Origin of the sequence: Paracoccus sp. SM22M-07 (assembly GCF_001887735.1) — a bacterium.
Lineage (GTDB): Bacteria > Pseudomonadota > Alphaproteobacteria > Rhodobacterales > Rhodobacteraceae > Paracoccus.
The window spans coordinates 114,426-141,062 of sequence record NZ_JPKW01000001.1 but is presented as its reverse complement, the minus strand read 5'-3'; the positions used below and the strand labels follow the sequence as shown (position 1 = coordinate 141,062).

The following is a 26,637-nucleotide window of genomic DNA, read 5'->3' as shown; positions in this document are numbered from 1 at the left end:
GTCAGATGTCCTGTTCGAACCAGGCGCGCGCGACATGGCTTTCATGCAGGGTCACGCGCAGGCGCTTGACGGGATGCTTGCCCAGACCACCGCTGCGGGAGGCGTTGGCAAGGCTGTCGAAGATCTGCTGGCACAGGAATTCGGTCGTGGTGAACTTGCCCTTGAAGGCCGGAACCTCGTCCAGGTTCTGATAGCGCAGGGGGGACAGGGCTTGGGCCAGGGCCTCGGTGGCAAGGCCCATGTCCACGACCAGCCCTTCGTCGTCCAGGGTTTCGGCAAAGAAGGCGGCATCGACTGTGAAGGTCGCGCCATGCATCCCCTGCGCCGGACCGAAGGTCGGCGAGGGCAGCGAATGGGCGATCATGATGTGGTCTCGGACTTCGACGGCGAACATAGATGCTCCTGTAGGGGTCAATAGGTGATGCGGTGACAGAGGGTGGCCGGATCGGCCAGGATGTCGGGATAGGCGTCGGCGACCCGGTCGAACGACGTTTCCCCCGAGATCAGGTGGTCAAGACGGTCGTCCGCCAGCAGGTCCAGCGCCTTGCTCAGCCGCCGGCGCAGCGTCCAGCGCGGCGCGCGTTCGGGCGGGACGGATCCGACCTGGGAACTGACGATGCGCAGGCGCCTGCTGTGGAACGCGCCCCCCAGGGGCAGCGCGATCTGGGCCGCGCCATGCCAGCTGGCCTCGGTGATGGTGGCCTGCGGGGCGGCAAGCGACAGCGCCTGGACCAGGCCCGCCTGGCTGGCACTGGTATGGATGACGATGTCCTGATCGGCCTGGGCGTCCTCGGGCGTGGCAAAGGTGCCGCCCATGCGGGTTGCGATATCTGCGCGGGCGGTCTGGGTGTCGATCACGGTGACCTCGGCCCCCGGCAGGCGCGCGGCCAGATGCGCGACCAGCAGCCCGACAAGCCCGGCCCCGATGACGGTGATCCGGTCGCCCGCGCCCGCGCCGCTGTCCCACAGGATGTTCAGCGCCGTTTCCATGTTCGCCGCCAGCACCGCCCGTTCCGGGGGCAGGGCATCGGGCAGGGGGATCAGCGCATCGTCGGGCAGGCGGAACTGGTCTTGATGAGGGTAGAGCGCAAAGACCGCCCGCCCCGCATACGCCCCTTCGGTCGCCTGACCGACGGCGGAATAACCGTATTTGACCGGAAAGGGGAAATCGCCCTGCTGGAACGGCGCACGCATGCGGTCATGTTCGCTGTCGGGAATGGTGCCCGACAGAACCAGCCTTTCGGTCCCGCGGCTGATGCCCGTGAACAGGGTCGTGACCAGCGAACCCGCGCCCATGTCGGCGGGGCGGATCTGGGCGCGGTCGGGGGCGGTGATCCACATTCCGTTTGCGCCGCTCACATCATATGTCCCGATTTGCTGGCCTTGATGTCCAGATAGCGGGAATTTTCCGGGCCGCGGCCCACCATCAGGGGCACGCGTTCGACGACCTTGATGCCGTCGCTGCTCAGGCGGGCGATCTTGGCGGGATTGTTGGTCATCAGCCGCACCTGATCGATGCCCATCTGGCGCAGCAGGCTGGCACCGATGCGGAAATCGCGTTCGTCATCGGCAAATCCCAGATGGTGGTTGGCCTCGACCGTATCCAGACCCTGATCCTGAAGGCCATAGGCCCGCATCTTGTTGGCCAGCCCGATGCCGCGCCCCTCCTGGTTCAGATAAAGCAGAACGCCGCTGCCGGCTGCGTTCATCGCGGCCAAGGCCGCCTGCAGTTGCGGCCCGCAATCGCATTTCAGGCTGCCCAGCACGTCACCGGTGAAGCAGGCCGAATGCAGGCGCACCAGAACGGGCTGGTCGGGATCGGGCGTGCCGACCTGAATGGCGTAATGTTCCGCCCCGCCATCGGGGGCGCGAAAGACATGCAACCGGCCCGCCGACGCCGCAGCCATCGGCACCCGCGCATCCGAGACGGGATGCATGTCGCGCGCCGCGTCCAGCTGGGCGATCACGTCGGCGGCGGGCAGGGTGCCGAAACCGTGGCGCGCGGCGTTCTGACTGACCCAAGGCCCCGTGACGACCAGGGCAGCCGGAACCAGCTCGGCCCGCTTGACCAGCCTGATGGCCGCATGATGGATGTCACCCGCCACCTGCGCGGCGCTTTGGGGGGCGGGCTGCGTCCACGGACGGCGCGGATCGGCGGCGGCCTTCAGCCAATCCAGGTCGGCTTTCGGCGGCAATTGGATGACCGATGCGTCCCCCGCGGTTTCCTGAACGCCAAGGGCCGCGGCGCGATAGGCGGTCAGGACCAGCTGGCAATGCCCGGACAGGGCGGCAAAGCGCGCGGGGCTTAGGGTTTCGACCGGCAGGATCATCGCGTGGTCGCCCCCTTGCGTCAGGATCGCGGGCAACCCCAACCGAAGGTCCGAGACGACCCGCGCAACGCGTTCCGACAGGTCGGGTGCCAGCGGGTCAGGTGATTGCGCAGCCGTATCTGCGAAGGTGAACGGAGCATAGGCGCGCATGATCTACCGTCATCAATGTTACGTGGTCACGAAAAAGCGAACGTCCCGGATCGTGCCAAGTTCCCGCGCCGTCAATCCATGTGGCGGTTTGTCGCGACGGCGCCGCTTTCTAGGACCCGTCGCGCAACAGCTTGGCAAAGCGATCGAAATGTGGTGTTCGCGCGGTGATGACGGTGCCCGTCCGTTCGGGGGCCTCGCCCGGCGACCATCCCTCGACCTGGCAGGCGGCAGCGCGCAGCAGCACTAGGCCGGCGGCGATATCCCAGGGGCGCAGGGTGCGTTCCCAGAACCCGTCGAGCCGCCCCGCCGCGACATAGGCGAGATCCAGCGCCGCCGCGCCCATCCGCCGCACCCCGGCCGAATGGGGCAGCACCCGGCACAGATCCTGCGCATGGTCGGGGATATGGGGCATGTTGCCAAAGGGCAGCCCGGTGCCGAACAGGCAATTGTGGAAGGCGGGCACGGGTGGCTGCGTGACGGGCTGACCGTTCAGCAGCAAGGGGCCACCTGCGATGGCGCTGAAGGTCTGGGATCTGCAGGCGTCGTGGACCACGCCCAGGACCAGCTTGCCGTCCTGTTCCAGCGCGACCGACACCGCCCATTGATCGATCCCGCGCAGAAAATTCGTGGTGCCGTCCAGGGGATCGACGATCCAGCGGCGGCTGCCCTGGATCTGGTCCGTCTCCTCGCCCAGCCAGCCGTCGCCGGGCTGGAGCAGGCGATCGCGCAGCAGCGCCTCGGCGCCGTGATCGGCCTGCGAGACGAAATCACCGGGGCGCTTTTCGTCGATCGTCAGACTGCCGCGGTCATGCCAATGCCGCAGCAGCAGGTCTCCGGCCTGTTTTGCGGCCAGGGTGGCGGTGTTCAGGTCGGTTTCCAGGGTCACGCAGGGGGCCTTTCGGTCGGAGCAAAGATGCAGAACGTCGCGGGGCCGGGGTGGTTTCAGGGTCTTTCGGCGATCATGCGCAGCACCACCGCCAGGGACGTTGCCATGTGGTCGCGCATCAGGCCGGCGGCGCGGTCGCCATCCTGCGCCATGATGGCCTGCAGGATGGCGCGGTGTTCGCGGCGCGAGCTTTCCATCCGGCGGGCGCTGGTCTGGAACTGGGCGTTGCGCCACGGCAGGCTGCGGCGGTTCAGGTCGTCCAGCATCCCGGCCAGCACCCGGTTGCCCGCACCATGACGCAGGGCGTCGTGGAATTGTGCGTTCAGCACCGCATAGCCGGCATGGTCGCCGCTGTCCTGATCGATGGTCCGGGCCAGTTCCGCGCGGGCGATGGCGGTCATGCGCTGCGCGGCCAGACCCGCGCACAGGGCCTCGATCTCGCCCAAGGCTTCGAAAAGATCGCGCAGCGCCTCGGGGGTCATCTGCCGCACGACAAAGGCGCGACGGGGGCCGCGTTCGACCAGCCCTTCGGCGGCAAGACGCTGCAGCGCCTCGCGCACCGGGGTGCGCGACAGGGAAAATCGGCCCGCCAGAACGGTTTCGCCCAAGGGGTCGCCGGGGCGCAGCTGTCCGGCGACGATCTGCGCGGACAGGGCGGCATGGATCTGGTCGGCGGATCGTTTGGCGGTCATGGCGACTTCCGTTGATTGTATTCCTGTTCGTAAGATATGTATACAAGTGACAAGCGCAATGCCATGAGGTTCCAGATGCACGGTTTCGATTTCCTTTCGGGGCGCAGGCCCTCGAACTATGCGGGCAAGGCAATGGTGGCGACCTCGCATCCGCTGGCGACGGCTGCGGGGCTGGCGGTGCTGTCGCAGGGTGGAAACGCCGTCGATGCCGCGATCGCCGCCAGCGCCGTGCAGGCCGTGGTCGATCCGCTGATGACCGGCATCGGGGGCGATTGCTTTGCGCTTTATGCGCCCGCGGGTGGCAAGGTCATGGCGCTGAACGGATCGGGCCGCGCCCCCGCCGCCGCCACGATCGATGCGCTGAAGGATGCGGGCCTGACCGATCACATCCCCCAGGACAGCGCACATGCGGTGACCATCCCCGGCGCTATCGCCGCCTGGTGCCGCCTGCATGCCGATCACGGTTCGCTGCCACTGGCGCAGCTGTTCGCGCCGGCCATCGATCATGCCCGCAACGGTTACCCGGTGACGCCGCGCGTGGCCCAGGACTGGGCCGAAGCCGCCGCGCAGGTGGCGGGTGACGACCATGCGGCGGCGCTGTTCCTGCCGGATGGCAAGCCCCCCGTTGCCGGGTCGCGCCATGCCCAGCCCCTGCTGGCCGACCGGTTGGAGGAGATCGCCGCCCATGGCGCATGCGCCTTTTATCAGGGGCCGACGGCGGCGCGGATGGTGGCGCATCTGCGCAGCCTTGGCGGATTGCACAGCGAACAGGATTTCGCCGATGCCACGGATGGGGCGGAATGGGTCGAACCGGTCAGCGCATCCTATCGCGGGTTTGATGTCCATGAATGCCCGCCGAACGGGCAGGGGCTGGCGGCCCTGCTGATCCTGAAGATCATCGAGGGTTTCGACATCGCGACCATGTCCCCCGCCGACCGCATCCACCTGCAGGCCGAGGCGACCAAGCTGGCCTATCACCACCGCGACGCATTGCTGGGCGACCCGGACCATTGCGCGGCGCTGGCCGAAACCCTGCTGTCGGAACCCGCCATCGCGGCGCTGCGGGCGCGGATCGACATGACGCGCGCCATGCCGCCCGCCCTGTGGGACGAACCCGAACACAAGGACACCATCTATCTGTGCGTGGTGGATGAACAAGGCAACGCCATCTCGTTCATCAACTCGATCTTCCACGGCTTCGGCTCGACCCGGTTGGACCCCGCGACGGGGGTGCTGTTCCAAAGCCGCGGCGCGTCCTTCCGCCTGATCCCCGGCCATCCGAACGCCATCGCGCCGGGCAAGCGCCCCATGCACACGATCATTCCCGGCATGGTCACCCAAGGCGGCCGCACGGTGATGCCCTTCGGCGTGATGGGCGGGCAATATCAGGCGACGGGGCACGCGGCCTTCCTATCGGCGGTGATCGACCGCGGGCTGGACCTGCAGGCGGCCATGGACGAACCGCGCAGCTTTGCGACCGAAGGCCGGCTGAATGTCGAACCGACGCTGCCGCAGGCGGTGCGCGACGACCTGGCGGCGCGCGGCCATGTCATCAATGTGCTGACATCGCCCATGGGCGGGGCGCAGGCGATCCGCATCCGTGCCGATACCGGCCTGCTGGAGGGTGGGTCCGACAGCCGCAAGGATGGCATGGCCCTGGGATACTGAGGACAGGAGATCACCGCATGACACGATTTCTGAAACGGATCGGCATCGACAGCTATATGCTGATGCTGCTGGGCACCGTCTTCCTGGGGCTGCTGCTGCCCGCCAAGGGCATCGCGGCGGATGCGCTGTCGCAGGTCACCTATTGGGCGGTGGCGCTGCTGTTCTTCCTCTATGGCGCCAAGCTGGACCCTTCTTCGGTCAAGGCGGGGATGCTGAACTGGCGGCTGCAGGGGCTGACATTCCTTGCGACCTATCTGATGTTCCCGCTGACCGGGCTCTTGATGGCGGCGGTCTTCGGGGATCTGCTGGGGCCGCAGGTGACGATGGGGCTGCTGTTCCTGTCGGTGCTGCCCTCGACGGTGCAATCCTCGATCGCCTTCGTCAGCATGGCGGGGGGCAATGTGCCGGCGGCCATCTGCGCGGCGTCGCTGTCGAACCTGATCGGCGTGGTGCTGACCCCCACGCTGGTGGCGCTGGTGCTGCATGCCGGGGATGGAGGCGTCAGCCTGGACGCCGTGCTGCGCATCGGCAGCCAGATCCTGCTGCCCTTCGTGGCGGGGCAGATCCTGCGTCCCTGGGTCGGCGGCTTCGTCAAGTCGCGCAAGACGCTGACGCTGATCGTGGACCGGGGCGCGATCCTGCTGATCGTCTATTCGGCCTTCAGCGCGGGGACGGTGTCGGGGCTCTGGGCATCGATCCCTCCGGCGGCGTTGCTGGCGCTGATCGCGGTCATGCTGGTCTTTCTGGCCATCATCTTCGGACTGATGGTCGGGGCAGGGCGCGTCTTCCGCCTGCCAATAGAGGATCGCGCCGTCCTGTTCTTCTGCGGATCGACCAAAAGCCTGGCGTCGGGGCTGCCCATCGCGGCGGCGCTGTTCCCGCCCGAAACGGTGGGGGCGACCGTGTTGCCGGTGCTGGTCTATCACATGTCGCAGCTGCTGGTCTGCGCGATGATCGCCCAGCACAGCGCGCGCCGGAACCAGGAACAGGCGCTGGTGGCCTGACCGCCGCGCAACCCGGCCATTCGCGATTTGCATGACGTGCAATTTTTTCGGGGCGCGGGTGTTGACCGAGTGGGGCAATCTACTTAGCTGGCTAATCAACCAGCGACAGGAGATCCCGTGCCCCGCCCCGAAGAAGACCAGACCCATCAGATCCTGGACGTGATCCTGCACCTGATGCGCGACATGCGCCGGTCCTATGACCGGCGGGCGCGGGACATGGGGCTGACGCTGTCGCGCGCCCGGGTCCTGACGACGCTGGCCCGGAACGAAGGCATCACCCAGACCGAACTGGCCGCCGATCTGGCCATCGAATCCCCGACGCTCAAGCGTCAGATCGACGCGCTGGTGGCGGACGGCTTCATCCTGCGCGCGCCCTTGGAAGGGGACGGCCGCAAGAACGCGCTGTTCCTGACCGATCGCGGGCGCGACGCCGAGATCGTCGAGTTCACCATGCGCCTGCGCCGCGAGATCCTGAAGGGCATTCCCGACAGGGATCTGGATCAGGCAACCGGCGTTCTGCACCAGATCACCCGGAACATTCAGGATCTGGACCGGACATGAGCAACCAGCCAGCCCCCGACCAGCCAGCCTCCGCCCAGCCAAGCTCTGACCAGCCCGACGCGCAGGCGGTTGCCGCGTCCGCACAACCTGCCGCCCAGCCCGCCGGTCATCCGCCGCTGCCGTTCCGCTGGGCGGTCGCCTATATGCTGGCGGCGGCGGTCATCGCCCTGTCGCAGGGGCTGCAGCAGGGTTTTGTCGTGACGAACCTGGGGCCCCTCGCGGGCGATCTGGGGGTGACGACGGCGACATCGGCCTGGCTCTATATCGCCTATACCATCCCGCGGGCGGCGCTGCCGGTGCTGCTGATCAAGGTGCGCACTCAATACGGTCTGCGCCGTTTCGCGGAACTGGGGATCGTCGTCTATGTGATCGTGGCCTTCGCCTCGGTCTGGATCACCGATTTCCGCTCGGCTCTGGTGGTGCAGGTGCTGTCGGGGGCGGCGGCGGCCCCGCTGTCCACGCTGGGCTTTCTTTACATGCTGGAGGCGCTGGCCCCGGAATGGAAGATGCGCCTGGGCCTGCCGATGGCGCTGACGGTGCTGCTGGGCGGCACGACCATCGCGCGCGTCGTCTCGCCGGTGCTGATCGGGGACGGGGGCTTCTTCTGGGTGCACCTGACCGGGCTGGGGCTGGCGATGGTGTCGCTGATGCTGGTGTTCTTCCTGCCGCTGCGCCCGATCCCGCGCATGAAGGTGATCGAGCGGATGGATTTCCTCAGCTTCGGGCTGATCACCATCGGTTTCGGCGGGCTGATCGCGGCCTTTGTCATGGGACCGATCTACTACTGGACCGACATGGCGTGGATCGGCTGGATGCTGATCCTGGGCTTCACCGCGCTTGTCCTGGGCGTCATCACCGAACTGAACCGCAAGGCGCCGCTGCTGGACATCCGCTGGCTGGCATCGCCCGCCATCCTGCACCTGACGGCGACGCTGTTCCTGTTCCGCCTGATCCTGTCCGAACAGGCGGCCGGTGCGCCCAAGATGTTCGCGGTGCTGGGCGTCGCGCCCGATCAGATGACGACGCTGTTCGCCATCATCTTCCTGGCCAGCCTGATGGGCGGCCTGGCCTGCGTGGCCTGGATGCGGCCCACCCGCGTGCCGTGGTTCCACCTGATCGCGCTGCTGATCATCGCCTTCGCGTCCTGGCTGGACAGCCAGTCCAGCACTCTGACCCGGCCCATGCAGATGATCGTGTCGCAGGCGCTGGTCAGCTTTGCCAGCATGCTGTTCATTCCGCCCGCGATGCTGTCGGGCCTGCTGATCGCGCTGGCCAAGGGGCCGCAATACCTGCTGTCCTTCGTCATCATCTTCATCTCGTCCCAGACCCTTGGCGGGGTGCTGGGGTCGGGGCTGTTCTCGACCTTCACCACGCATCGGCAGGCCTTTCACATGCAAAGCCTGACCGAACAGCTGACCGCCAGCGATCCGCAGACCATGCAGGCCATCGCAGGCGGCGCGGCATCGCTGTCCGGCCAGATTTCCGATGCCGGCGCGCGCGTCGCGCAGGCCACCAGCCAGGTCGTGCAATCGGCATCGGCCGAAGCCTGGGTCCGGGCCTATGACGACGCCTATCTTCTGACCGCCTTCGTGGCGCTGATCGCGGCGGCGATGCTGCTGCTGCATCTGCTGCGCGACCTGATGGCCCGCCGGGCCCAAACCGACATTCCAGGGGCAAAACCATGAAAAAAGAAAACCTTCTGCCGACTGCCATCGCCCTGGTCCTTGGGATCGCGGGCGTCATGCTGTTGCTGTTCGCCTGGCATCTGCCGCCGTTCCAATCCTCGGTGCCCACGACGCAGAACGCCTATCTGCGCGGCAAGGTCACCACGATCGCGCCGCAGGTCTCGGGCTATGTCGCCGCGGTCGAGGTGCAGGATTTCGACACCGTCAAGGCGGGCGACGTGATCGCGCGCATCGACGACCGCATCCCCCGCCAGAAGCTGGCCCAGGCCGAGGCGCAGCTGCAGGCCGCCCATGCCGCACTGAAGGTGGCCGAACAGACCATCGTGTCATCCGAAGCATCGGCCCGCGCCAACCAGGCCTCGGTCGAGGCGGCCGCATCGGGCCTGGAAACCGCACGGTCCGAGGCGGATCGTTCGGGTCGGCTGCTGGACCGGGGCGTGACCTCGCAATCCTCGACTGACCAGGCCCAGCTGGCGCTGCAACAGGCCCTGGCGGCCCAGGCCCAGGCCGAAGCGCAGCTGGACGTCCAGACCGAGACCATCCGATCGGCCAAGGTAGCGCTGGATGCCCGCCGTGCCGACATCACCAGCGCCGAAGCCGCGGTCGAACTGGCCCGCATCGACCTGGAAAACACCATCATCCACGCGCCCACCGACGGGCATCTGGGGCAGGTTTCCGTCAGGGTGGGGCAATACGTCACGCCGGGCACCGCGCTGGTGTCCCATGTCGGCACCGAGCTGTGGGTCATCGCCAATTTCCGTGAGACGAACCTGACCGGCCTGACCGAGGGCGAGACGATCAGCTTTACCGTGGACGCGCTGCAGGACCGCCGCTTCACCGGCAAGGTCCAGTCGTTTTCGCCGGCGACGGCATCGGAATACAGCCTGCTGTCGGGAACGAACGCGACGGGCAATTTCACCAAGATCGCGCAGCGCCTTCCGGTGCGCCTGTCCATCGATGACGGCCAGGACGGAGCGGACAAGCTGCGCCCCGGAATGTCCGTGATCGTGCGCGCCGAGAGGGACCCCGATCTTTAACCTGTCGGCCAAGGAACCCTAGGCTGTGCGCCACGTTGCCCCTGACCCAGCAAAAGCGGTTCAAGGAGCCCAACATGGCGCACACACCCGCAGCCAGGATTGCCGTCAACGGCACCTATCACGATTACAATGGCGACCCGCGCCGCACCCTTCTGGATTTCCTGCGCCTTGAACTGGGCATGACGGGAACCAAGAAGGGTTGCGATCACGGCCAATGCGGGGCCTGCACCGTCCACGTCAATGGCCGCCGCGTGAATTCCTGCCTTTCGCTTGCCGTCATGCATGACGGCGACGAGGTGACCACCATCGAAGGCATCGGCATGCCCGACAAGCTGTCGGCTCTGCAGAAGGCCTTCGTCGAGCATGACGGCTATCAGTGCGGCTATTGCACGCCCGGCCAGATCTGTTCCGCCGCCGCCATGATCGAGGAGCTGAAGGCCGACTGGCCAAGCGCGCTGACGGAAGACGTCGCCTCGAACCCTGTCCCCAGCGACGACGAACTGCGCGAACGCATGAGCGGCAACCTGTGCCGCTGTGGCGCTTATGACAACATCATCGCCGCCATCAAGGACGCGATGGGCAAAGAGGTGGCATCATGAAGGCCTTTGACTATGCCCGCGCCGCCGATCTGCCCGATGCCGTCGGTTCCGACGCCAAGCTGATCGCCGGGGGCACGAACCTGCTGGACCTGATGAAGCTGGAGGTCGAGACCCCCGACGCCCTGCTGGACATCAACCGCATCGGCCTGGACCTGATCGAACCCGAAGGCGACGGGCTGCGCATCGGCGCGTTGGTCACCAATTCCGACTGTGCGGCCGACAACCGCGTCCGCAAGGACTGGCCGCTTTTGGCCAAGGCGATCCTGGCGGGTGCCAGCCCGCAGTTGCGCAACAAGGCCACCACGGGCGGCAACCTGTGTCAGCGGACCCGTTGCGGTTACTTCATGGACAACCAGTCGCCCTGCAACAAGCGCGAACCGGGGACGGGCTGTGCCGCCAAGGGCGGCTTCAACCGCATCCACGCCATTCTGGGCGCTTCGGATGCCTGCATCGCCACCTATCCGGGCGACATGGCGGTGGCGCTGTCGGCGCTGGACGCGCAGGTCGTGATCGCCGGTCGCGGCGATGCCCGCACCGTCCGCGTCCGCGATTTCCATGTGCTGCCGGGCGATGCCCCCCAGCATGAGAACATCCTGCAACCCGGCGAGGTCATCACCGGCGTCACCCTGCCGGCCCCCGTCGAGGGCCAGCATATCTATCGCAAGGTGCGCGACCGTGCCTCCTATGCCTTTGCGCTGGTGTCGGTGGCTGCGGTGATCCGGACGGATCAGGGCCGCATCGCCCATGCGCAGCTGGCCTTCGGCAGCCTGGCCCACAAGCCTTGGCACGATCCCCGCATCGAGGAGCTGCTGACCGGCGAGACACCGTCGCCCGCGCTGTTCGACAAGGCCGCCGACCTGCTCTTGGAAAACGCGCAGGGCCATGGTGCCAACGATTTCAAGATCCCTCTGGCGCGCCGCACCCTTGCGGCGGTGCTGGCCGAAGCCACGGGAGTGTGACGGATGTTCGGAACATATGACCGCCCAGACCAGCGCAACATGCTGGACCAGACCCGCCAAGGCGTGATCGGCAAGCCCCTTGATCGCCCCGAGGGCCCCCTGAAGGTCGCGGGCCAGGCCACCTATGCCGCCGAATATCAGCGCCCCAACTGTGCCGAAGGGGTTCTGGTCGGCGCGACCATCAGCCAGGGTCGCGTCACCGCGATCCATCGCGACGAGGTTCTGGCCATGCCGGGCGTGCTTGGCGTCTATGCCGCGGACGCCATGCTGCGCCGCGCGGCCCAGGGCATGGCCGCCGAGGCCCCCAAGCAGGACGTGCAGATCGTCGATTTCCCGATGCAGCCCGTGGCGCTGGTCGTGGCCGAGACCTTTGAACAGGCCACCGCCGCCGCCAAGGCCCTGCGCATCGATTACGAGGAAACCGACGCCGTTCCCTTCAGCCCCGAAGGCCAGGAGACCGAGCCGGGATCCGAGCCGATCGAAAGCGGCGACATCGAAGCCACGATGGCGCAGATGGCCCATACGCTGGACGTGACCTATACCACCCCCGGCCATGCCAGCGCCGCGATGGAACCGCACGCTTCGATCGCGGAATGGGATGGCGACAAGCTGACCCTGTGGGGCAGCTTCCAGATGCTGCGCAATAACATCAAGGAACTGTCCGACAGCCTTGGCGTGGCGTCGCGCAACGTCAAGATCATGTCGCCCTATGTCGGTGGCGGCTTCGGCTCCAAGCTGGGCATTTCGCATGACGCCATCGCGGCAGCCGTCGCCGCGCGCGATCTGGGCCGCCCGGTGCGGGTCGTGCTGTCCCGCCAGCAGGTCTTCGAGATCATCATGCGCCGTTCGGAAAGCAAGCAGCGCGTGCGTCTGGGTGCCGATGCCAAGGGTCGCCTGTCGGCCCTGGGCCACGAGGCTTGGGTCAGCAACCTGCCCGAGGAAAGCTTTGCCGAGCCGGTCGTGCAGGCGACGCAATTCCTCTATGCCGGGGAAAACCGCCGCCTTGCGGTGGAACTGGCCCGCATCTGCCGGGTGACGGCGGGTTCGGTGCGCGCACCGGGCGAGGCCGTGGGCATGCAGGTGCTGGAAGCGGCCATGGACGAACTGGCCTGCAAGATGGACATCGATCCGGTCGAACTGCGCAAGCGCAACATCCCCGCGACCGTGCCGGGCGAAGATACGCCCTATGCTTCGCGCAAGCTGGCCGAGGCGCTGGATGCGGGCGCCAAGGCCTTTGGCTGGGACAAGGGTGCCCGCAAACCCTGTCAGCGCCGCGAAGGCGAATGGTGGATCGGCACGGGCATGGCCTCGGCGGCGCGGGTCAACATGATCATGCCGGCGCAGGCGCGCGTGACGATGCGGGCCGACGGCTCGGTGCTGGTGCAAAGCGACCAGACCGATATCGGCACTGGCAGCTATGCCATCCTGGGCCAGATCGCGGCCGAGATGCTGGGCCAGCCCATCGACCGCACCACGGTCGAGCTGGGTGATAGCAGCCTGCCGTCGGGTGCGGGGTCGGGCGGCAGCTTCGGCGCGGCCTCGACGGGTTCGGCGGTCTTCCGGGCCTGCGAGGCGATCCGTTCGGTTCTGGCGGGACGTCTGAAATGTCGCCCCGACGACCTGCAGCTGCAGGACGGCAAGGCCTGGGCCGAAGGGATCGAACCGCGCGACGTCACCGATTTGCTGACGGGCGACATCGCCAAGATCGGCCAGATCAAGCCGGGCAAGACGTCGAACAGCCATCAGCAGGCGACCTATGGTGCCTTCTTCGTCGAGGTCGCGGTCAACGCCTTCACCGGCGAAACGCGCCTGCGCCGCATGACCGGTGCCTTTGGCATCGGCCGGGTGCTGAACGAAAAGACCGCGCGGTCGCAATGCCTGGGCGGCATGGTCTGGGGCATCGGCAGCGCCCTGACCGAGGAGCTGGCCTTCGATGAACGCGACGGTCACCTGGTCAACCACGACCTGGCCGAATATCACGTCCCCGTCCATCGCGACATTCCCCCGATGGAGGTGATCTTCGTCGAGGAACGCGACCCCGTCGCATCGCCCATCCAGGCCAAGGGCGTCGGCGAATTGGGCATCTGCGGTGCGGCTGGCGCGATCTCGAACGCGATCTACAACGCCTGCGGGGTTCGGTTGCGCAGCTTCCCGATGACGCCCGACAAGGTGCTGGCGGAACTGCCGGACCCGTTCCAGACGGCGAAATGATCCAAGGGCGGCGGGGCGAAGGTCCCGCCGCCCATTTACCATCAGCGACGAAGGACCTTTCCCATGAGCCATGATGACCTGCCCCGGATTGCCGAATATGATGGACCGGTCGGGGGATGGGGGTCCGCCAAGGGAATGGCCGCCGTCGGGCACGTGGCCAAGGCAGGTCCGGGCGCGCTGGAAACGCTGGCCCATCAGAACAAGGCCGGCGGGACGATGTGCAGTTCCTGCGCCTGGGGCAAGCCAGCCCAGCCCCATGCCGCGGAATTCTGCGAAAACGGCGCCAAGGCGACGCTGTGGGATCTGACCACGGCGCGCTGCGGGCCGGATTTCTTTGCCCGTCACACGGTGTCGGAATTGGTCACCTGGTCCGAATACGATCTGGAACGCCAAGGGCGCCTGACCCATCCGATGCGCTATGACGCCGATCAGGACCGCTATGTCGAGACCACCTGGCAGGAGGCCTGCGAGGCGATCGGCGCGGAACTGCGCCGGCTGGACCCGAAAAAGGTCACCTTCTATGCATCCGGCAAGGCAGGCTTGGAGGCGTCCTATCTCTATGCGCTGTTCGCGCGGTCCTATGGCCACACGAACCTGCCCGACAGCTCCAACATGTGCCACGAGACGACCTCGGTCGGGTTGAAGCAGGTGATCGGGTCGCCCGTCGGCACCTGCGTGCTGGAAGATTTCGAACATTGCGACATGATCCTGCATGTCGGCCAGAACCCCGGCACCAACAGCCCCCGCATGCTGCATCCCTTGCAGCAGGCCGCCAAGCGTGGCTGCCACATCGTCGCGATGAACCCGCTGCGTGAAAAGGGCCTGCTGGAATTCGCCAATCCGCAAAGCCCGCTGCAGATGACCGTAGGCGCGCCGACCGAAATCGCCGACAGCTATCTGCAGGTGCGCACTGGCGGCGACATCGCCGCGCTGACCGGCATCGCCAAGCATGTGCTGGAACTGGAGGAGACCGAAGGCGGCGTTCTGGACCACGATTTCTTGACCCGGCATTGCCACGGTCTGCAGGACTGGATGGACTGGGTCGCGGCGACCGATTGGACCCGGCTGGAACGGGTCAGCGGCCTGACCCGCCAGCAGATGCAGCACACGGCGGTCTGCTATGCCCGGTCCAAGGCCGTGATCGGCGTTTATGGCATGGGGCTGACGCAGCATGTCCACGGATCGGACGCCATCGGCGCCCTGGTGAACCTGTTGCTGCTGCGCGGCAATATCGGGCGGAAGGGGGCGGGCTGTTCGCCGGTGCGCGGGCATTCGAACGTGCAGGGGCAGCGCACCGTCGGCATCACCGAAAAGCCTGAACTGGTGCCCAACGACACCCTGCGCGACCTGTTCGGCATCGAGCCGCCAAGCGAGGAGGGATGGAACACCACCGCCTTCGTGCGGGCCTTGCTGGAGGGCAGGGCGCAGGGCTTTGTGGGGCTGGGGGGCAACCTGGCCCGTGCCGTCCCCGACCAGGATCGCGTGGCGCAGGCCTGGGGGCGGATGCCGCTGACCGTGCATATCGCGACCCGGCTGAACCGCACGCATCTGATGCCGGGCCAGTCATCATGGATTTTGCCCTGCCTGGTCCGGGCCGAGGAGGACATGCAGGACGGCGTCAACCAGCAGGTCACCATCGAGGACAGCTTCAGCCATATCCACGCCTCGACCGGCAAGCGCAGCCCGGCGGCCGAGCATCTGAAATCCGAAGTGGCGATCGTCGCGGCCTTGGCAGAGGCGACGCTTGACGCGAACCCCAAGCTGGCCTGGGCCGACTGGACCGCCGATTACGCCCGCATCCGGTCCCTGATCGAGGCGACCTATCCCGACGACTTCCATGATTTCGAAACCCGCATGACCCAGCCCGGCGGGTTCTATCGCGGCAACCCCGCGCGGGAACGCGACTGGCAGACCGATACCGGCCGCGCCAATTTCACCGTGCCGCGCGATCTGGATGCCACGGGCCTGGGCGACGGGGCCGACCTGTTCCGCCTGATGACCCTGCGGTCGAACGACCAGTTCAACACTACCATCTATGGCATGTCCGACCGTCTGCGCGGGATCGAGGGCGACCGGATGCTGGTGATGATGTCACCCGAGGACATGCGGGAGTTGGGCATCCAGGCCGAAGAACGCATCACCCTGCGCGGTGCGGATGGCGATGCCCGCCAAGTGGCGGGGCTGCGGGTCATCCCCTATGACCTGCCGCGCGGATGCATCGCCGGTTATTTCCCCGAACTGAACCCGCTATCGCCGCTGGACCGCCACGACATGGTTTCGGACACGCCCGCCAGCAAGGGCATTCCGGTGCGGATCGTCGCGGATCAGTCGCCGTCGGGCATCGCCTCGGATCGGTAGAGGCCGGGGTTCGACACCACCTTGTGGCAAAGGGTCAGCAAAGTGGCCCTTTCATCCGCGGTCAGCACGCCAAAGATCTCGGCCTGCCGCTTCAGGGCGGCGACGCGGATGTCTTCGGACAGGGCGATGCCCTTCGTGGTGGGGAACAGCTGTTTGGCGCGTCCATCCTCGGATGAGGGGCGCTGCACGATCAGGCCGCGGCTTTCCAGCAGGTTGACGGCGCGGCTGACCGTGTTCTGGGGCCGAGGAAAGACCCGCATCACATCCCGCGCCCGCAGACCCGGCGACAGCACGACGACATAGAGCGTCGACCAGCACTGCACCGGCATGTCGTAATGGCGTTCGATATGGCGGTTCGTGACCTGGCTGTTGGCCAGCACGATATGGCTGATCGACAGCAATTCCTTGAGGTCAGAATTCAGCAGGTGCGCCAGCAGTGGATCGTTGTCCATTTTTTCCCCAGTTTCGTCCAAGGATAAGCCTTTTCATTATGAACATACAATTGAACATTGGGGCAGGTATCACCTTTGACCGTGCCTGCGAAAGACAGGTTCGGGACGACGGGCCGGAACGCGCCGCGCCCTGAGGCCGTGTTCTGCCGACAGGCGAAACGGGGGGCCCTAGCGTTCCAGGATCAGCGTGTCGCCCTGAAAGCTGATCGTGGTGAAACGGCGCAGATAGGACATGCCCAGCAGCGAATCCTGCAATTCGCTGTCGATGACCACGGCCGGAATGTCGCGCTCGACAGTGTCGCCGATCGCGAAGCTGTCGATGGTCACCGCGGCGGTGCGGACGCGCCCGTTCGCGGTGACCGCCGCGCCGCCAAAGCTCAGGCGGTCGGGGTCCAGCCCGATGGCTGCGGCATCACGGCGGCTGAGGGCGATATGCGTCGCGCCGGTATCGACGATGAAGTTCAGCGGCGTGCCGTTCAGCACCGCCTGAAGGTGGAAATGGCCGCCCTGGCCGGCGGGGATCTCGATCCGGGTGCCTTCGTCCAGGACCTGCTGGCGGGGGGCGGTGGCGGACATGTACCAATCGGCCCCAAGCGCCACGCCGGCAAAGATCACCACCCAGACCAGCATCTGGCGCAGGGTGCGTCCGCCCCGTCCCGACAGTTCGAACAACATCGCCCCGCCGATCACCACCAGCAGCAGCACATAGAAGGCCAGCCGGGCGATGTCGTCGGGGCTCATCCGAACAATCCCGATCCCTGCAGCCCGTCGATGACGAACTGGACCGAGAGCGCCGCCAGCAGCATGCCCAGAAGCCGCGTGACGACCATCGTCCCTGTGCGTCCCAGACCGCGGGCCAGGGGTGTCGCCAGCATGAACAGCACCATCGCGATGGCCAGCACCGACAGCATCACCAGATGGACCATCAGCACATGGGCCACCCCTTCGCCCTGGCCCACCAGCAGGATCATCGAGGCCAGCGCACCCGGCCCCGCCAGCAGCGGCATGGCCAGCGGAAAGACCGAAGGGTCATGCGTGGGATCGTGGGCGATCTCCTCCTCGTCGGCCTTGCCTTCGCGGCGTTCGGTGCGGCGTTCGAACAGCATGTCCAGCGCGGTCAGGAACAGCAGCAGCCCCCCCGCGATGCGGAAGGCCGAAATCGAGATGCCGATGCCCGACAGGATGGCATCGCCCGCCAGCCCGAACAGCGTCAGCAGGATCGCGGCGATGCACAGCGCGCGCAGCCCGATGCGGCGCCGTTGGGCCGCGTCCATGTCCAGCGTCAGCGCGATGAAGATCGGCGCCAGGCCGATGGGGTCGATGATCACGAAAAGCGTGACGAAGGCGGTGATGTAAGTGGCCATATCCATGCGCCCTTATCACCCGGCGCGGCACGGCTGCCAAGCGCCGCCGTGGCGCTTGCGTGATGTAACGGTATCGCAACCTGACCCGAAAGGGCTTTGCATTCCTGGCCCATGGGCCTAAATATCGGGCGCGGGTGGCCGGACCACCCTGCATTGGAGTCTGTCATGCTGAACAATATCGGCCTTCCGGGCCTTCTTCTGATCGCGGTCGTCGTCCTGGTCCTGTTCGGACGCGGCAAGATCTCGTCCCTGATGGGTGAGGTCGGCAAGGGCATCACCTCGTTCAAGAAGGGCATCAAGGAAGGCACCGACGAAATCGAATCGGCCGCCGACGAACAGGGGACCGAACGCCCCGTCACGCCCCGCGCCGTTCCGGGCGAAACCGCACGCGACGTGACGCCCCACACCACGCCCGCAGGCCAGACCACGCCCGCAGGCCACACCACGCCCGCAGGCCACACCACGCCCGCAGGGACGACCACGACCCCGAACACCCCCGACCGCAGCTAAGCCCGGAAAGGCACGTCCCCTATGTTGGACATCGGCTGGACCGAACTGCTGCTGATCGGCGTCGTCGCCCTGATCGTGGTCGGTCCCAAGGATCTGCCGCACCTGTTCCACACGCTGGGGCGCCTGACCGCCCGTGCGCGTGGCATGGCCCGTGAATTCACCTCGGCCATGGAGGATGCGGCCAAGGGGTCCGGACTGGACGAGGCGGCGAATTCGCTGCGCGACGTCAAGAACCTGGCCTCGAAGAAATCGCTTGGGTTGGACGCGCTGGACCGCGCGACCGAAAAGTTCGAGAAATGGGACCCCAAGCGTCCCACCCCCCAGAAAAGCGCGCCCATGGCGCCCGTTCCCGACCCGGCCGCCCCCGCGCCTGCGTCCGACGTCCAAACCGCCGTCAAATCCGACGTCGCCCCCGGCGTTGAACCGCAGGCCGCGCCAGCGTCCGAGGCGCCGCAGCGCCAGCTGCACGCGGTGCGCCGCTCTGACATGAAAGACGATTGAATTGGCCAGCAAGACCCAACCCGATGACAATCCGGATGACAGCTCGGCCCCGCTGATCGAGCATCTGGCCGAGCTGCGCACCCGGATCATCTGGTCGATGGTCGCCTTCATCGCGGCGATGGTGATCTGCTATACGGTCTGGAACCCCATCTACAACTTCCTGACGCAGCCCATTTGCCACGCGCTGGAAAGCCGCAACCAGGAATGCGGGCTGATCCTGCTGAAGCTGCAGGAAGGCTTCTTCGTGGCGGTGCGGATCTCGTTGTTGGGGGGCTTCGTGCTGGCCTTCCCGATCATCGCCTATCAGATGTGGCGTTTCGTGGCGCCGGGGCTTTACCGCAATGAAAAGGCGGCCTTCCTGCCGTTCCTGGTGGCCTCGCCCGTGATGTTCTTTATCGGGGCGGCCTTTGCCTATTACGTCATCCTGCCGATGGCCTATGATTTCTTCCTGGGCTTCCAGCAGGGGCCGCTGAAGCTGCCCGATGACGGTGCCGCCGTGCCGCCGGGGGTTCCGGCCGACAGTCCCTTGGCGGCGATCGTCTTCCAGGGTTCTGTCGATGAATACCTGTCGCTGACGACCAAGTTCATTTTGGCTTTCGGTCTCAGCTTCCAGCTGCCGGTGCTGCTGACCCTGATGGGGCGCGCGGGGCTGGTTTCGGCCGCGGGGCTGGGATCGGTGCGCCGTTACGCGGTGCTGGCGATTCTGGTTCTTGCCGCGATCGCAACGCCGCCGGATGTGATTTCGCAGGTGGTGCTGTTCACCGTGGTCTATGGTCTCTACGAGATCTCGATCCAGCTGGTGCGCCGCATCGAGCGGAAGCGCGAGGCTGAACTGCGCGCCCAGGGCCTGTGGGTGGACGATGAGGATGACGCGTGACCCGTCCGCCGCTTGACCGGATCGCGGATGCGCTGGAACGGCTGGCCCCGCCGCCCGTTCCATCGCCCGACTTCACCAAGGCGGATGCCTTTGTCTGGCACACCGATCCCGACCGCCTGCAGCCCGTCCCGGTCGTCGACCGGGTCGATCTGGCCCAGCTGGTCGGCATCGAGCGGTCCAAGACCACGCTTCTGGCCAACACCCTGCAATTCGCGCGCGGCTATGGCGCGAATAACGCCTTGCTGTGGGGCGCGCGGGGGATGGGGAAATCGTCTTTGGTCAAGGCCGTTCATGCGGAATGCGTGGCCCGCGGCCTGCCGCTCTCGCTGGTCGAGATCGCGCGCGAGGATCTGTCCTCGGTCGGGCGGCTGCTGTCGATCCTGGGGCGTGCGACGGGGCGGTATTTCCTGCTGTTTGCCGACGACCTGTCCTTCAGCCATGACGACACGCAATACAAATCGCTGAAGGCGGTACTGGATGGCGGGATCAGCGGGCGACCGGCCAACGTCCTGCTTTACGCGACATCGAACCGTCGCCACCTGATGCCGCGCGACATGATCGACAATGAACGCGCCAGCGCCATCCACCCCGGCGAGGCGGTCGAGGAAAAGGTATCCCTGTCGGATCGTTTCGGGCTGTGGCTGGGCTTTCATCCCTGCGACCAGGACGATTATCTGGCGATGATCGCGGGATATTGTGCGGCCTATGGCTTGCGCATCGACCCCGATCAGCTGCGCGCCGAGGCGATCGAATGGCAGGCCACGCGCGGGTCGCGTTCGGGGCGCGTGGCGTGGCAATTCTTTGTGGATCTGGCTGGGCGACACGATGTCGCAGTATAATGCGCGGCGATATGGGGTCGTGCTAACATCCGTTTCATGAATGAACGCAGCACGCCGACCGTCCTGACGGGCACCCGTATTCGTGAACGCCGCCTGTCGCTGTCGCGCAGGCAGGCCGACATCGCGCGCGCGGTCGGGATCTCGCCGGCCTATCTGAATTTGATCGAACACAACCGCCGCCCCGTCAGCGCCGATCTGGTCGCGCGCCTAGCCGAGGAGCTGGACGTTCCCGCCGAGGAGCTGGCCGAAGGACGCGAGGAAGTCCGCATCGCGGCCCTGCGCGAGGCCGCCGCCCATCCCGTCGCGGCGGGTCTCAGCCCCGAACTGGATCAGGTGACCGAGCTGCTGGCGCGGTTTCCGGGCTGGGGCCAGCTGCTGATCGCGCATGCGCGGCGGGCCGGGGGGCTGGAACGCCAGCTGGTGGACCTGTCGGACCGCATGACGCAGGACCCCTATCTGCTGACCACGCTGCACGAGGTGCTGTCAGCGGTCACCGCTGTCCGCTCGACCGCCGCGATCCTGGTCGAGGAGGGCGAGATTTCGCCCGAATGGCGCCGCCGCTTCCACAGCAACCTGCACGAAGACAGCCAGCGCCTGTCCCTGACCGCGCAGGCGCTGGTCGCCTATCTGGACAGCTTCGAGGCCGAGGGCAGCGCCGCCACCCCCCAGGAAGAGGTCGAGGCCTGGCTGGCCGCGGGCGCATCCGATGCCGCCGAACTGGCCTCGGACGCGGCGCGCGGGATGGCGCGGCGGCTGGAAAGCGGGCTGAACGCCGATCGCGACATCCTGCCCGACCAGATCCTGGCCGAGGCCGTGACCAATCCCGAGGCCCGCGCCGACCCAGTGCGGCTGGCCGCGCGACTGGAGATGCCGCTGGACCTGGTGATGCGCCGTCTGGCCGATCTGCGGCCCGCGGGCTTTGAAGGGGCCGGCCTGCTGGTCTGCGACGGGTCGGGGGCGCTGACCCTGCGCCGCGCCGCGCCGGGCTTTCCGCTGCCGCGACCGGGCGACAGCTGCGGGTTGCTGCCGCTCTATCAGGCGCTGGCGGTGCCGCAGGTGGCCCTGTCGCGTGACGTGGTCACGCCGGACGGGCGCGGGTTCCGCACGCTCAGCCATGCGACGCGCAGCCAGCCGGGGGGCGTAACCGGGCCGGTGCTGACCACCGCCCAGATGCTGTTCACCCCCATCGACGGCCCCATTGCGGCGGATGCCCTTGCCATCGGACCGGCCTGCCGGATCTGTTCGCGGGCGGCTTGCCCCGCAAGGCGGGAACCCTCGATCCTGGTCCCGCAACCGGTCCTGGTGGAACGACCCAACGGGACCTTTGACACGGGCTTGTGATCCGGCCCATTATCCGCCGTCTTGAACTGGGGAGGAGCGGGCCGGATGCAGCAGGACATCCTGATGATCGAGGATGAGGTCAACATCGCCGAGGCGGTGCGCTTCATCCTGTCGCGCGAAGGATGGCGGGTGGCCCTGCATGCCGACGGGGCGGGCGCCATCGAGGCGATCCGCAACCACCGCCCCCGCGTGCTGATTCTGGACCTGATGCTGCCCAACCGGTCGGGGGCCGAGGTGCTGGCCGATCTGCGCGCCGACCCGGACGCTGGCCTTGCCGCGACGCCGGTGCTGATGCTGACCGCGCGGGGCCAAGTGGGCGACGCCGCCGCGCAGGCCGACCAGATCCTGTCCAAGCCCTTCGACAATGCCGATCTGCGCGCGCTGGTGCGCCGGATGCTGGGATGACCGGCGACCGCCCGCTGTTCCTGGAACGCGCCTCGTTCCGCAGGCGCAGGCTGGGCGATGCGGCGCGGGTCCTGCCGGTGCTGGCGATGCTGCTGATGCTGCTGCCGGTCTGGTGGTCGCCCGTCAGCCTGTCCTATGCGGCGGGGGCGGTCTGGATCTTTGGCACATGGGCGGTGCTGATCGTCGCGGTCTGGCTGCTGCACCGCGCCCTGCTGCGGTCCGAGGCCGCGACCCTGCGCGCCAGCCAGGACCCCCTGCACCCCGCCGATGCGCCCCGCGACAGGACCCGCGACCCCGATGCCGTTTGAGGGTCTGGTCCTCGCCTGCCTGGCCTATGTGGCGCTGATGTTCGCCGTCGCCTATGCCGCCGACCGCGCAGCGGCGCGGGGGCGGGTGCGCTGGCTGGACCATCCGCTGGTCTATACGCTGTCGTTGTCGGTCTATTGCTCGGCTTGGACCTTTTACGGGGCGGTCGGCTATGCCTCGCGGTCGGGGCTGGAGTTCGTGACCATCTATCTGGGGCCGACCATCGTCTTTTGCGGCGCCTGGTGGGGCCTCAGGCGGTTGGTGCGGGTGGCGCGGATGCATCACGTCACCTCGGTCGCGGATCTGGTGTCGGCGCGTTTCGGCAAGTCGAACCGGCTGGCCGCCCTGGTGACGCTGATCGCGGTGATCGCGGCTACGCCCTATGTCGCCCTGCAGCTGCAATCGGTGCGCCTGTCGTTCGAGGTCTTTGCCACCGATCCGCGCGGCATGGGCGGGTCGGACGCGCTTGGCGGCACGGCGCTGTGGGTGGCGGCGGGGCTGGCAGTCTTCACCATCCTGTTCGGCACGCGCAACCTGGCCGCCGACGAACGCCACCACGGGGTCGTCACGGCCATCGCGCTGGAGGCGATCGTCAAGCTGGCCGCCTTCATCGCCCTTGGCGTCTTCGTGATCTGGGGGCTGGCCGACGGCCCGTTGGACATGCTGGCCCGCATCAACCGCGCCAGCATGGACCCCGGCGTCCAGCAGGGATGGCTGCTGAAGCCAGACCGCTGGACGGCGCTGATCGTCGTGTCGGGGGCCGCGATCCTGACCCTGCCGCGAATGTTCCAGGTGCTGGTCGTCGAGGCCGCCGACGAGGAACGCCTGCATGTCGCGGGCTGGGCCTTTCCGGCCTATCTGTTCGCCATGTCGCTTTTCGTGCTGCCCATCGCCGTGATGGGGCGCGAACTGATGCCGGCCAGCGCCAATCCCGACCTTTATGTCCTGACGCTTCCCGCGGCGGCGGGACAGGACCTGCTGGCGCTGTTGGTCTTTCTGGGCGGGTTTTCGGCGGCGACGTCGATGGTGGTCGTCTGCGCCATCGCGGTGGCCACGATGGTGTCGAACCACTGGCTGGTCCCCGCCTGGCTGGCGCTTCGCCGCATTCCCGCCAGCGAGGATACCGACGATCTGCGCGGCTTTGTCCTGAACGCCCGGCGGCTGGCGATCCTGGCTGTGGTGGCGGCAGGTTGGGTCTATCACCAGGCGTCGGGCGGGGCTGCGGCGCTGGCCGCGATGGGGCTGGTGGCGTTCAGCGGCATGGCGCAGGTCCTGCCCGCGATGGTCGGCGGGCTGTTGTGGCGCGGCGCCAACCGCAAGGGCGCCTATGCCGGGATCGGGGCAGGGTTCGCGCTGTGGATGGGGCTGATCTTTCTGCCCTCGGTCGGGGTGGGGGGCGATCTGCCGGTGCTGCCGGGGATGGACCCCTGGACCGTGGCCGTTGCCCTGTCGCTGGCGGTGAACACGCTGGCCTTCGTGGGGGTGTCGATCTTTGGCTTTCCCGACCCGGTCGAACGGTTCCAGGGCCTTTCCTTCGTCAGCGCGATCGAACCCCTGCGCCACAGCCGCACCAACCGCGCCGACGACCGGGCCGAGCCGCTGCTGGCCATGGCCCGTCGCATCTGGGGTCCCGACGCCGCCCTGCGCCATTTCCAGGCCGAGGCGCGGGCGCAGGGCAAGACCGGCTATCTGCCCGACCTGACGCCCAGTTTCCTGACCGGGCTGGAGAGGCGGCTGGCGGGGTCCATCGGGGCCGCGACGGCCCATGCGATGATCGACCGCGTGGCGGGGGGTGTTGCCCTGACGGTGGCGGACCTGCTGCAGGTTGCCGACGAAGCGCAGCGCGCCAAGGAGGAGACCCAACGCCTGGAGGCCGCCCGCGCCGAATTGGCCCGCACCGCCCGCCAGCTGCATCAGGCCAATGACAAGCTGACCGCGCTGTCGGTCCAGAAGGACGCGTTCCTCAGCCAGATCAGCCACGAATTGCGCACGCCGATGACCTCCGTCCGGGCCTTTTCCGAGATCCTGATGGACCCGCAGCTGGAGGATGCCGACCGGCAGCGCTTTGCAGGCATCATCCACCAGGAGGCGGGCCGCCTGACGCGACTGCTGGACGACCTGCTGGACCTGTCGGTTCTGGAAAGCGGGCGGGCGCAGCTGACGATTTCGGTGGTGAACCTGCATGACCTGATCACGCGGGCCGTCACCGCGGCATCGGCCACCCGACCCGAACGGGGCTTTCTGATCGATCGCGACCTGCCATCCGAACATCTGGGCCTGATCACCGATGCCGACCGCCTGCTGCAGGTGCTGATCAACGTCATCAGCAACGCGCGGAAATATTGCGACGCCGAACATCCCATCCTGACCATCCGTGTCCAGCGTCCGCAGGGGGGCGGGGCGGTGATCGACGTGATCGACAATGGCAGCGGCATCGACAGCGGCCGCCAATCCCTGATCTTCGAGAAATTCGCCCGCCTGAACGACCCCGCGCGTGCCGGGGGGGCGGGGCTGGGGCTGGCCATCTGCCGCGAGATCATGCTGAACCTGGGCGGCGACATCGCCTATCTGCCGGGGCAGGGGGGCGCGGCCTTCCGGATTTTGCTGCCGCAACGTCCCCCCGCCAGGTCCGATGCCGGGCCGGGGTCCGGTTAACCGTTTCTCAACCCTGACGGGCCAGAGTGAGGGCCAGGGGACAGCGTGATTCGGACATGACATGACCAATGCAGAAGCAGGCAGCGATGACAGGGGTGAACAGGCGGGCGGGGTGCTGCGACGGATGCTGCGCAGCCGCAGCCAGGCCGAGCCCCTTCGTGCGCCCATCCTGCCGCCCGCCCCGCCCCAGACCCCGGCCAAGGCGGCGGCCACCGCCATCGGGCGCACGGCCGAACGGCTTTACGGGCTGGCGATCCCGTCGGTCCAGGTCGAACAGGGCGTGATGACGCTGGCCGAACTGCCTGAAATGCTGCCCGAACTGCCCTTGGTGGTGATGCTGCAGGGGCCGGGGGAAAACCTGGGCGCGATCACGCTATGTCCGCAGACGGTCGCCAGCCTAATCGAGGTTCAGGCCCTTGGGCGCGTCACCGCACGCATTCTGGAACGCCGTCGCCCGACCCGCAGCGACGCGACGCTTTGCGCCGATTTCATCAACATGCTGCTGACCGAACTGGCGGCGGAAACGCAGGGCATGGACGGCTTTCAGGGCATCGCCGGGTACCGCTTCCTGACCGCGCTGGACGATCCGCGCCCCCTTTCGCTGATGCTGGAGGACAAGCCCCTGCGGAGCCTGACCTTCGATCTGCGCATGGGCGGGTCGGATACGCGCGAGGGCCAGGTGCTGCTGGTTCTGCCGCAGGCGAAGAAGGAAACCGCCCCCAAGCCGCAACCGATCGCGGCCCCTGTGCCGGTCGCGGCACCGGTTCCCGCGGTCGCCAAGCCAACCTTGGGCGCGCCGATGCAGCAAGCCTCGGTCGAGGTGGTGGGCGTTTTGTGCCGACGCAAGGTTTCGCTGGCGGAACTGCGCGCGCTGGCGCCGGGACGGGTGCTGCAACTGCCGCGCGCCTGTCTGACCGATGCCCGGTTGGAAACCGCCGATGGCCAGGTCCTGGCGGCGGGCAAATTTGGCGAGGCGGAGGGGTGCCACGCCATCCGCCTGCGCGCCCGCGATGCGTCCCCAACCGCGGAAATGCCGCCCGCCATGCCATCCGTGACCATGCCCGAGCCGCCTGCGGATCTTGCCCGGCCGGACCCTTTCCGGCCCGGAACCGCTCTTGCGGCGGCCCGCGACACCGTCGAAAACGCAACGATCCACCGTCAAGCCCGGTGATATGACGCTTTAGCCTTGAAATCTGCGCGTTCCGGACGCATCTAACAGCGGTCCCGAATCCTGCGGGATGCCAAGT

Annotated in this window: 25 protein-coding genes and 1 pseudogene; 18 read left to right on the top strand and 8 right to left on the bottom strand. The window is 67.3% G+C overall.

Going from position 1 to position 26,637, the window contains the following annotated elements:
• Position 1 precedes the first annotated feature (1 nt).
• The 5 genes from IE00_RS00690 to IE00_RS00670 form a co-directional block, all read right to left on the bottom strand.
• Entirely contained in the window at positions 2–394 is a 393-nt protein-coding gene (locus IE00_RS00690) for a 6-carboxytetrahydropterin synthase (protein WP_072295144.1), read from the bottom strand.
• Between the two features lie 17 nt (positions 395–411).
• Positions 412–1,341 (bottom strand): zinc-binding alcohol dehydrogenase, encoded by a 930-nt coding sequence (locus IE00_RS00685; RefSeq protein ID WP_072295143.1) that lies wholly within the window; start codon positions 1,339–1,341, stop codon positions 412–414.
• A 14-nt stretch (positions 1,342–1,355) separates the two neighbouring features.
• Positions 1,356–2,480, bottom strand: a complete 1,125-nt coding sequence (gene ribA / locus IE00_RS00680) for a GTP cyclohydrolase II (RefSeq protein WP_072295142.1) — start codon at positions 2,478–2,480, stop codon at positions 1,356–1,358.
• Positions 2,481–2,589: 109 nt separating this feature from the next.
• Positions 2,590–3,366, bottom strand: coding sequence for an inositol monophosphatase family protein (locus IE00_RS00675; RefSeq protein WP_072295141.1), 777 nt, complete (start codon positions 3,364–3,366; stop codon positions 2,590–2,592).
• Positions 3,367–3,422: 56 nt separating this feature from the next.
• On the bottom strand, positions 3,423–4,058 hold the full coding sequence (locus tag IE00_RS00670; protein ID WP_072295140.1) for a GntR family transcriptional regulator: 636 nt from the start codon (positions 4,056–4,058) through the stop codon (positions 3,423–3,425).
• Positions 4,059–4,121: 63 nt separating this feature from the next.
• Between IE00_RS00670 and ggt the strand changes: the two genes are divergently transcribed.
• The 9 genes from ggt to IE00_RS00625 all read left to right on the top strand — a co-directional run bounded on the left by ggt (position 4,122) and on the right by IE00_RS00625 (position 16,140).
• Positions 4,122–5,726 (top strand): gamma-glutamyltransferase, encoded by a 1,605-nt coding sequence (ggt, locus tag IE00_RS00665; protein WP_240493756.1) that lies wholly within the window; start codon positions 4,122–4,124, stop codon positions 5,724–5,726.
• Between the two features lie 17 nt (positions 5,727–5,743).
• The gene (locus IE00_RS00660; RefSeq protein WP_072295138.1) at positions 5,744–6,730 is read left to right on the top strand and encodes a bile acid:sodium symporter family protein; all 987 of its coding nucleotides are present in this window, start codon (positions 5,744–5,746) and stop codon (positions 6,728–6,730) included.
• Between the two features lie 117 nt (positions 6,731–6,847).
• Positions 6,848–7,291, top strand: a complete 444-nt coding sequence (locus tag IE00_RS00655; RefSeq protein WP_240493755.1) for a MarR family winged helix-turn-helix transcriptional regulator — start codon at positions 6,848–6,850, stop codon at positions 7,289–7,291.
• Positions 7,288–8,976: an MFS transporter gene (locus IE00_RS00650; RefSeq protein WP_072295137.1), complete on the top strand. Its 1,689-nt coding sequence runs from the start codon at positions 7,288–7,290 to the stop codon at positions 8,974–8,976. The genes IE00_RS00655 and IE00_RS00650 overlap by 4 nt, the downstream gene beginning before the upstream one ends.
• On the top strand, positions 8,973–10,013 hold the full coding sequence (locus tag IE00_RS00645; protein WP_072295136.1) for an HlyD family secretion protein: 1,041 nt from the start codon (positions 8,973–8,975) through the stop codon (positions 10,011–10,013). Before IE00_RS00650 ends, IE00_RS00645 begins: the two co-directional genes overlap by 4 nt.
• A 74-nt stretch (positions 10,014–10,087) precedes the next feature.
• Positions 10,088–10,612, top strand: coding sequence for a 2Fe-2S iron-sulfur cluster-binding protein (locus tag IE00_RS00640; RefSeq protein ID WP_072295611.1), 525 nt, complete (start codon positions 10,088–10,090; stop codon positions 10,610–10,612).
• Positions 10,609–11,571, top strand: a complete 963-nt coding sequence (locus tag IE00_RS00635; protein WP_072295135.1) for a xanthine dehydrogenase family protein subunit M — start codon at positions 10,609–10,611, stop codon at positions 11,569–11,571. Before IE00_RS00640 ends, IE00_RS00635 begins: the two co-directional genes overlap by 4 nt.
• Before the next feature lie 3 nt (positions 11,572–11,574).
• Positions 11,575–13,782, top strand: coding sequence for a xanthine dehydrogenase family protein molybdopterin-binding subunit (locus IE00_RS00630; protein ID WP_072295134.1), 2,208 nt, complete (start codon positions 11,575–11,577; stop codon positions 13,780–13,782).
• 63 nt (positions 13,783–13,845) lie between these two features.
• A complete protein-coding gene (locus IE00_RS00625) occupies positions 13,846–16,140 on the top strand; it encodes an FdhF/YdeP family oxidoreductase (RefSeq protein ID WP_072295133.1) in 2,295 nt (764 codons plus the stop codon).
• Here the strand turns inward: IE00_RS00625 and IE00_RS00620 are convergent.
• The 3 genes from IE00_RS00620 to IE00_RS00610 all read right to left on the bottom strand — a co-directional run bounded on the left by IE00_RS00620 (position 16,107) and on the right by IE00_RS00610 (position 17,962).
• Positions 16,107–16,592 carry a MarR family winged helix-turn-helix transcriptional regulator gene (locus tag IE00_RS00620; RefSeq protein ID WP_072295132.1) on the bottom strand — a complete coding sequence of 162 codons (486 nt, stop codon included), beginning with the start codon at positions 16,590–16,592 and terminating at the stop codon, positions 16,107–16,109. The two genes, IE00_RS00625 and IE00_RS00620, sit on opposite strands and share 34 nt — an antisense overlap.
• A 168-nt stretch (positions 16,593–16,760) precedes the next feature.
• Positions 16,761–17,333, bottom strand: a complete 573-nt coding sequence (locus IE00_RS00615; RefSeq protein ID WP_072295131.1) for a TIGR02281 family clan AA aspartic protease — start codon at positions 17,331–17,333, stop codon at positions 16,761–16,763.
• Positions 17,330–17,962 (bottom strand): MarC family protein, encoded by a 633-nt coding sequence (locus IE00_RS00610; RefSeq protein ID WP_072295130.1) that lies wholly within the window; start codon positions 17,960–17,962, stop codon positions 17,330–17,332. Before IE00_RS00610 ends, IE00_RS00615 begins: the two co-directional genes overlap by 4 nt.
• 159 nt (positions 17,963–18,121) lie before the next feature.
• On the opposite strand from IE00_RS00610, the pseudogene IE00_RS20830 reads away from it, so the two are divergent.
• From IE00_RS20830 to IE00_RS00565, 9 genes and pseudogenes are all read left to right on the top strand, one after another.
• Positions 18,122–18,364: pseudogene (locus IE00_RS20830) on the top strand (twin-arginine translocase TatA/TatE family subunit); the annotation flags it as partial.
• Between the two features lie 123 nt (positions 18,365–18,487).
• A complete protein-coding gene (gene tatB, locus IE00_RS00600) occupies positions 18,488–18,967 on the top strand; it encodes a Sec-independent protein translocase protein TatB (protein ID WP_072295129.1) in 480 nt (159 codons plus the stop codon).
• Between the two features lies 1 nt (position 18,968).
• On the top strand, positions 18,969–19,844 hold the full coding sequence (gene tatC, locus IE00_RS00595) for a twin-arginine translocase subunit TatC (protein WP_072295128.1): 876 nt from the start codon (positions 18,969–18,971) through the stop codon (positions 19,842–19,844).
• A complete protein-coding gene (locus IE00_RS00590) occupies positions 19,841–20,683 on the top strand; it encodes an ATP-binding protein (protein ID WP_072295127.1) in 843 nt (280 codons plus the stop codon). Before tatC ends, IE00_RS00590 begins: the two co-directional genes overlap by 4 nt.
• A gap of 36 nt (positions 20,684–20,719) precedes the next feature.
• Positions 20,720–22,024, top strand: a complete 1,305-nt coding sequence (locus IE00_RS00585) for an XRE family transcriptional regulator (protein WP_072295126.1) — start codon at positions 20,720–20,722, stop codon at positions 22,022–22,024.
• Positions 22,025–22,069: 45 nt separating this feature from the next.
• Positions 22,070–22,429, top strand: coding sequence for a response regulator transcription factor (locus IE00_RS00580; RefSeq protein WP_072295125.1), 360 nt, complete (start codon positions 22,070–22,072; stop codon positions 22,427–22,429).
• Positions 22,426–22,737: a hypothetical protein gene (locus IE00_RS00575; RefSeq protein ID WP_072295124.1), complete on the top strand. Its 312-nt coding sequence runs from the start codon at positions 22,426–22,428 to the stop codon at positions 22,735–22,737. Before IE00_RS00580 ends, IE00_RS00575 begins: the two co-directional genes overlap by 4 nt.
• Complete coding sequence (locus tag IE00_RS00570; protein WP_072295123.1) at positions 22,727–25,390, top strand: sensor histidine kinase; 2,664 nt, start codon at positions 22,727–22,729, stop codon at positions 25,388–25,390. The genes IE00_RS00575 and IE00_RS00570 overlap by 11 nt, the downstream gene beginning before the upstream one ends.
• A gap of 61 nt (positions 25,391–25,451) precedes the next feature.
• A complete protein-coding gene (locus IE00_RS00565) occupies positions 25,452–26,561 on the top strand; it encodes a FliM/FliN family flagellar motor C-terminal domain-containing protein (protein WP_072295122.1) in 1,110 nt (369 codons plus the stop codon).
• Positions 26,562–26,637 lie beyond the last annotated feature (76 nt).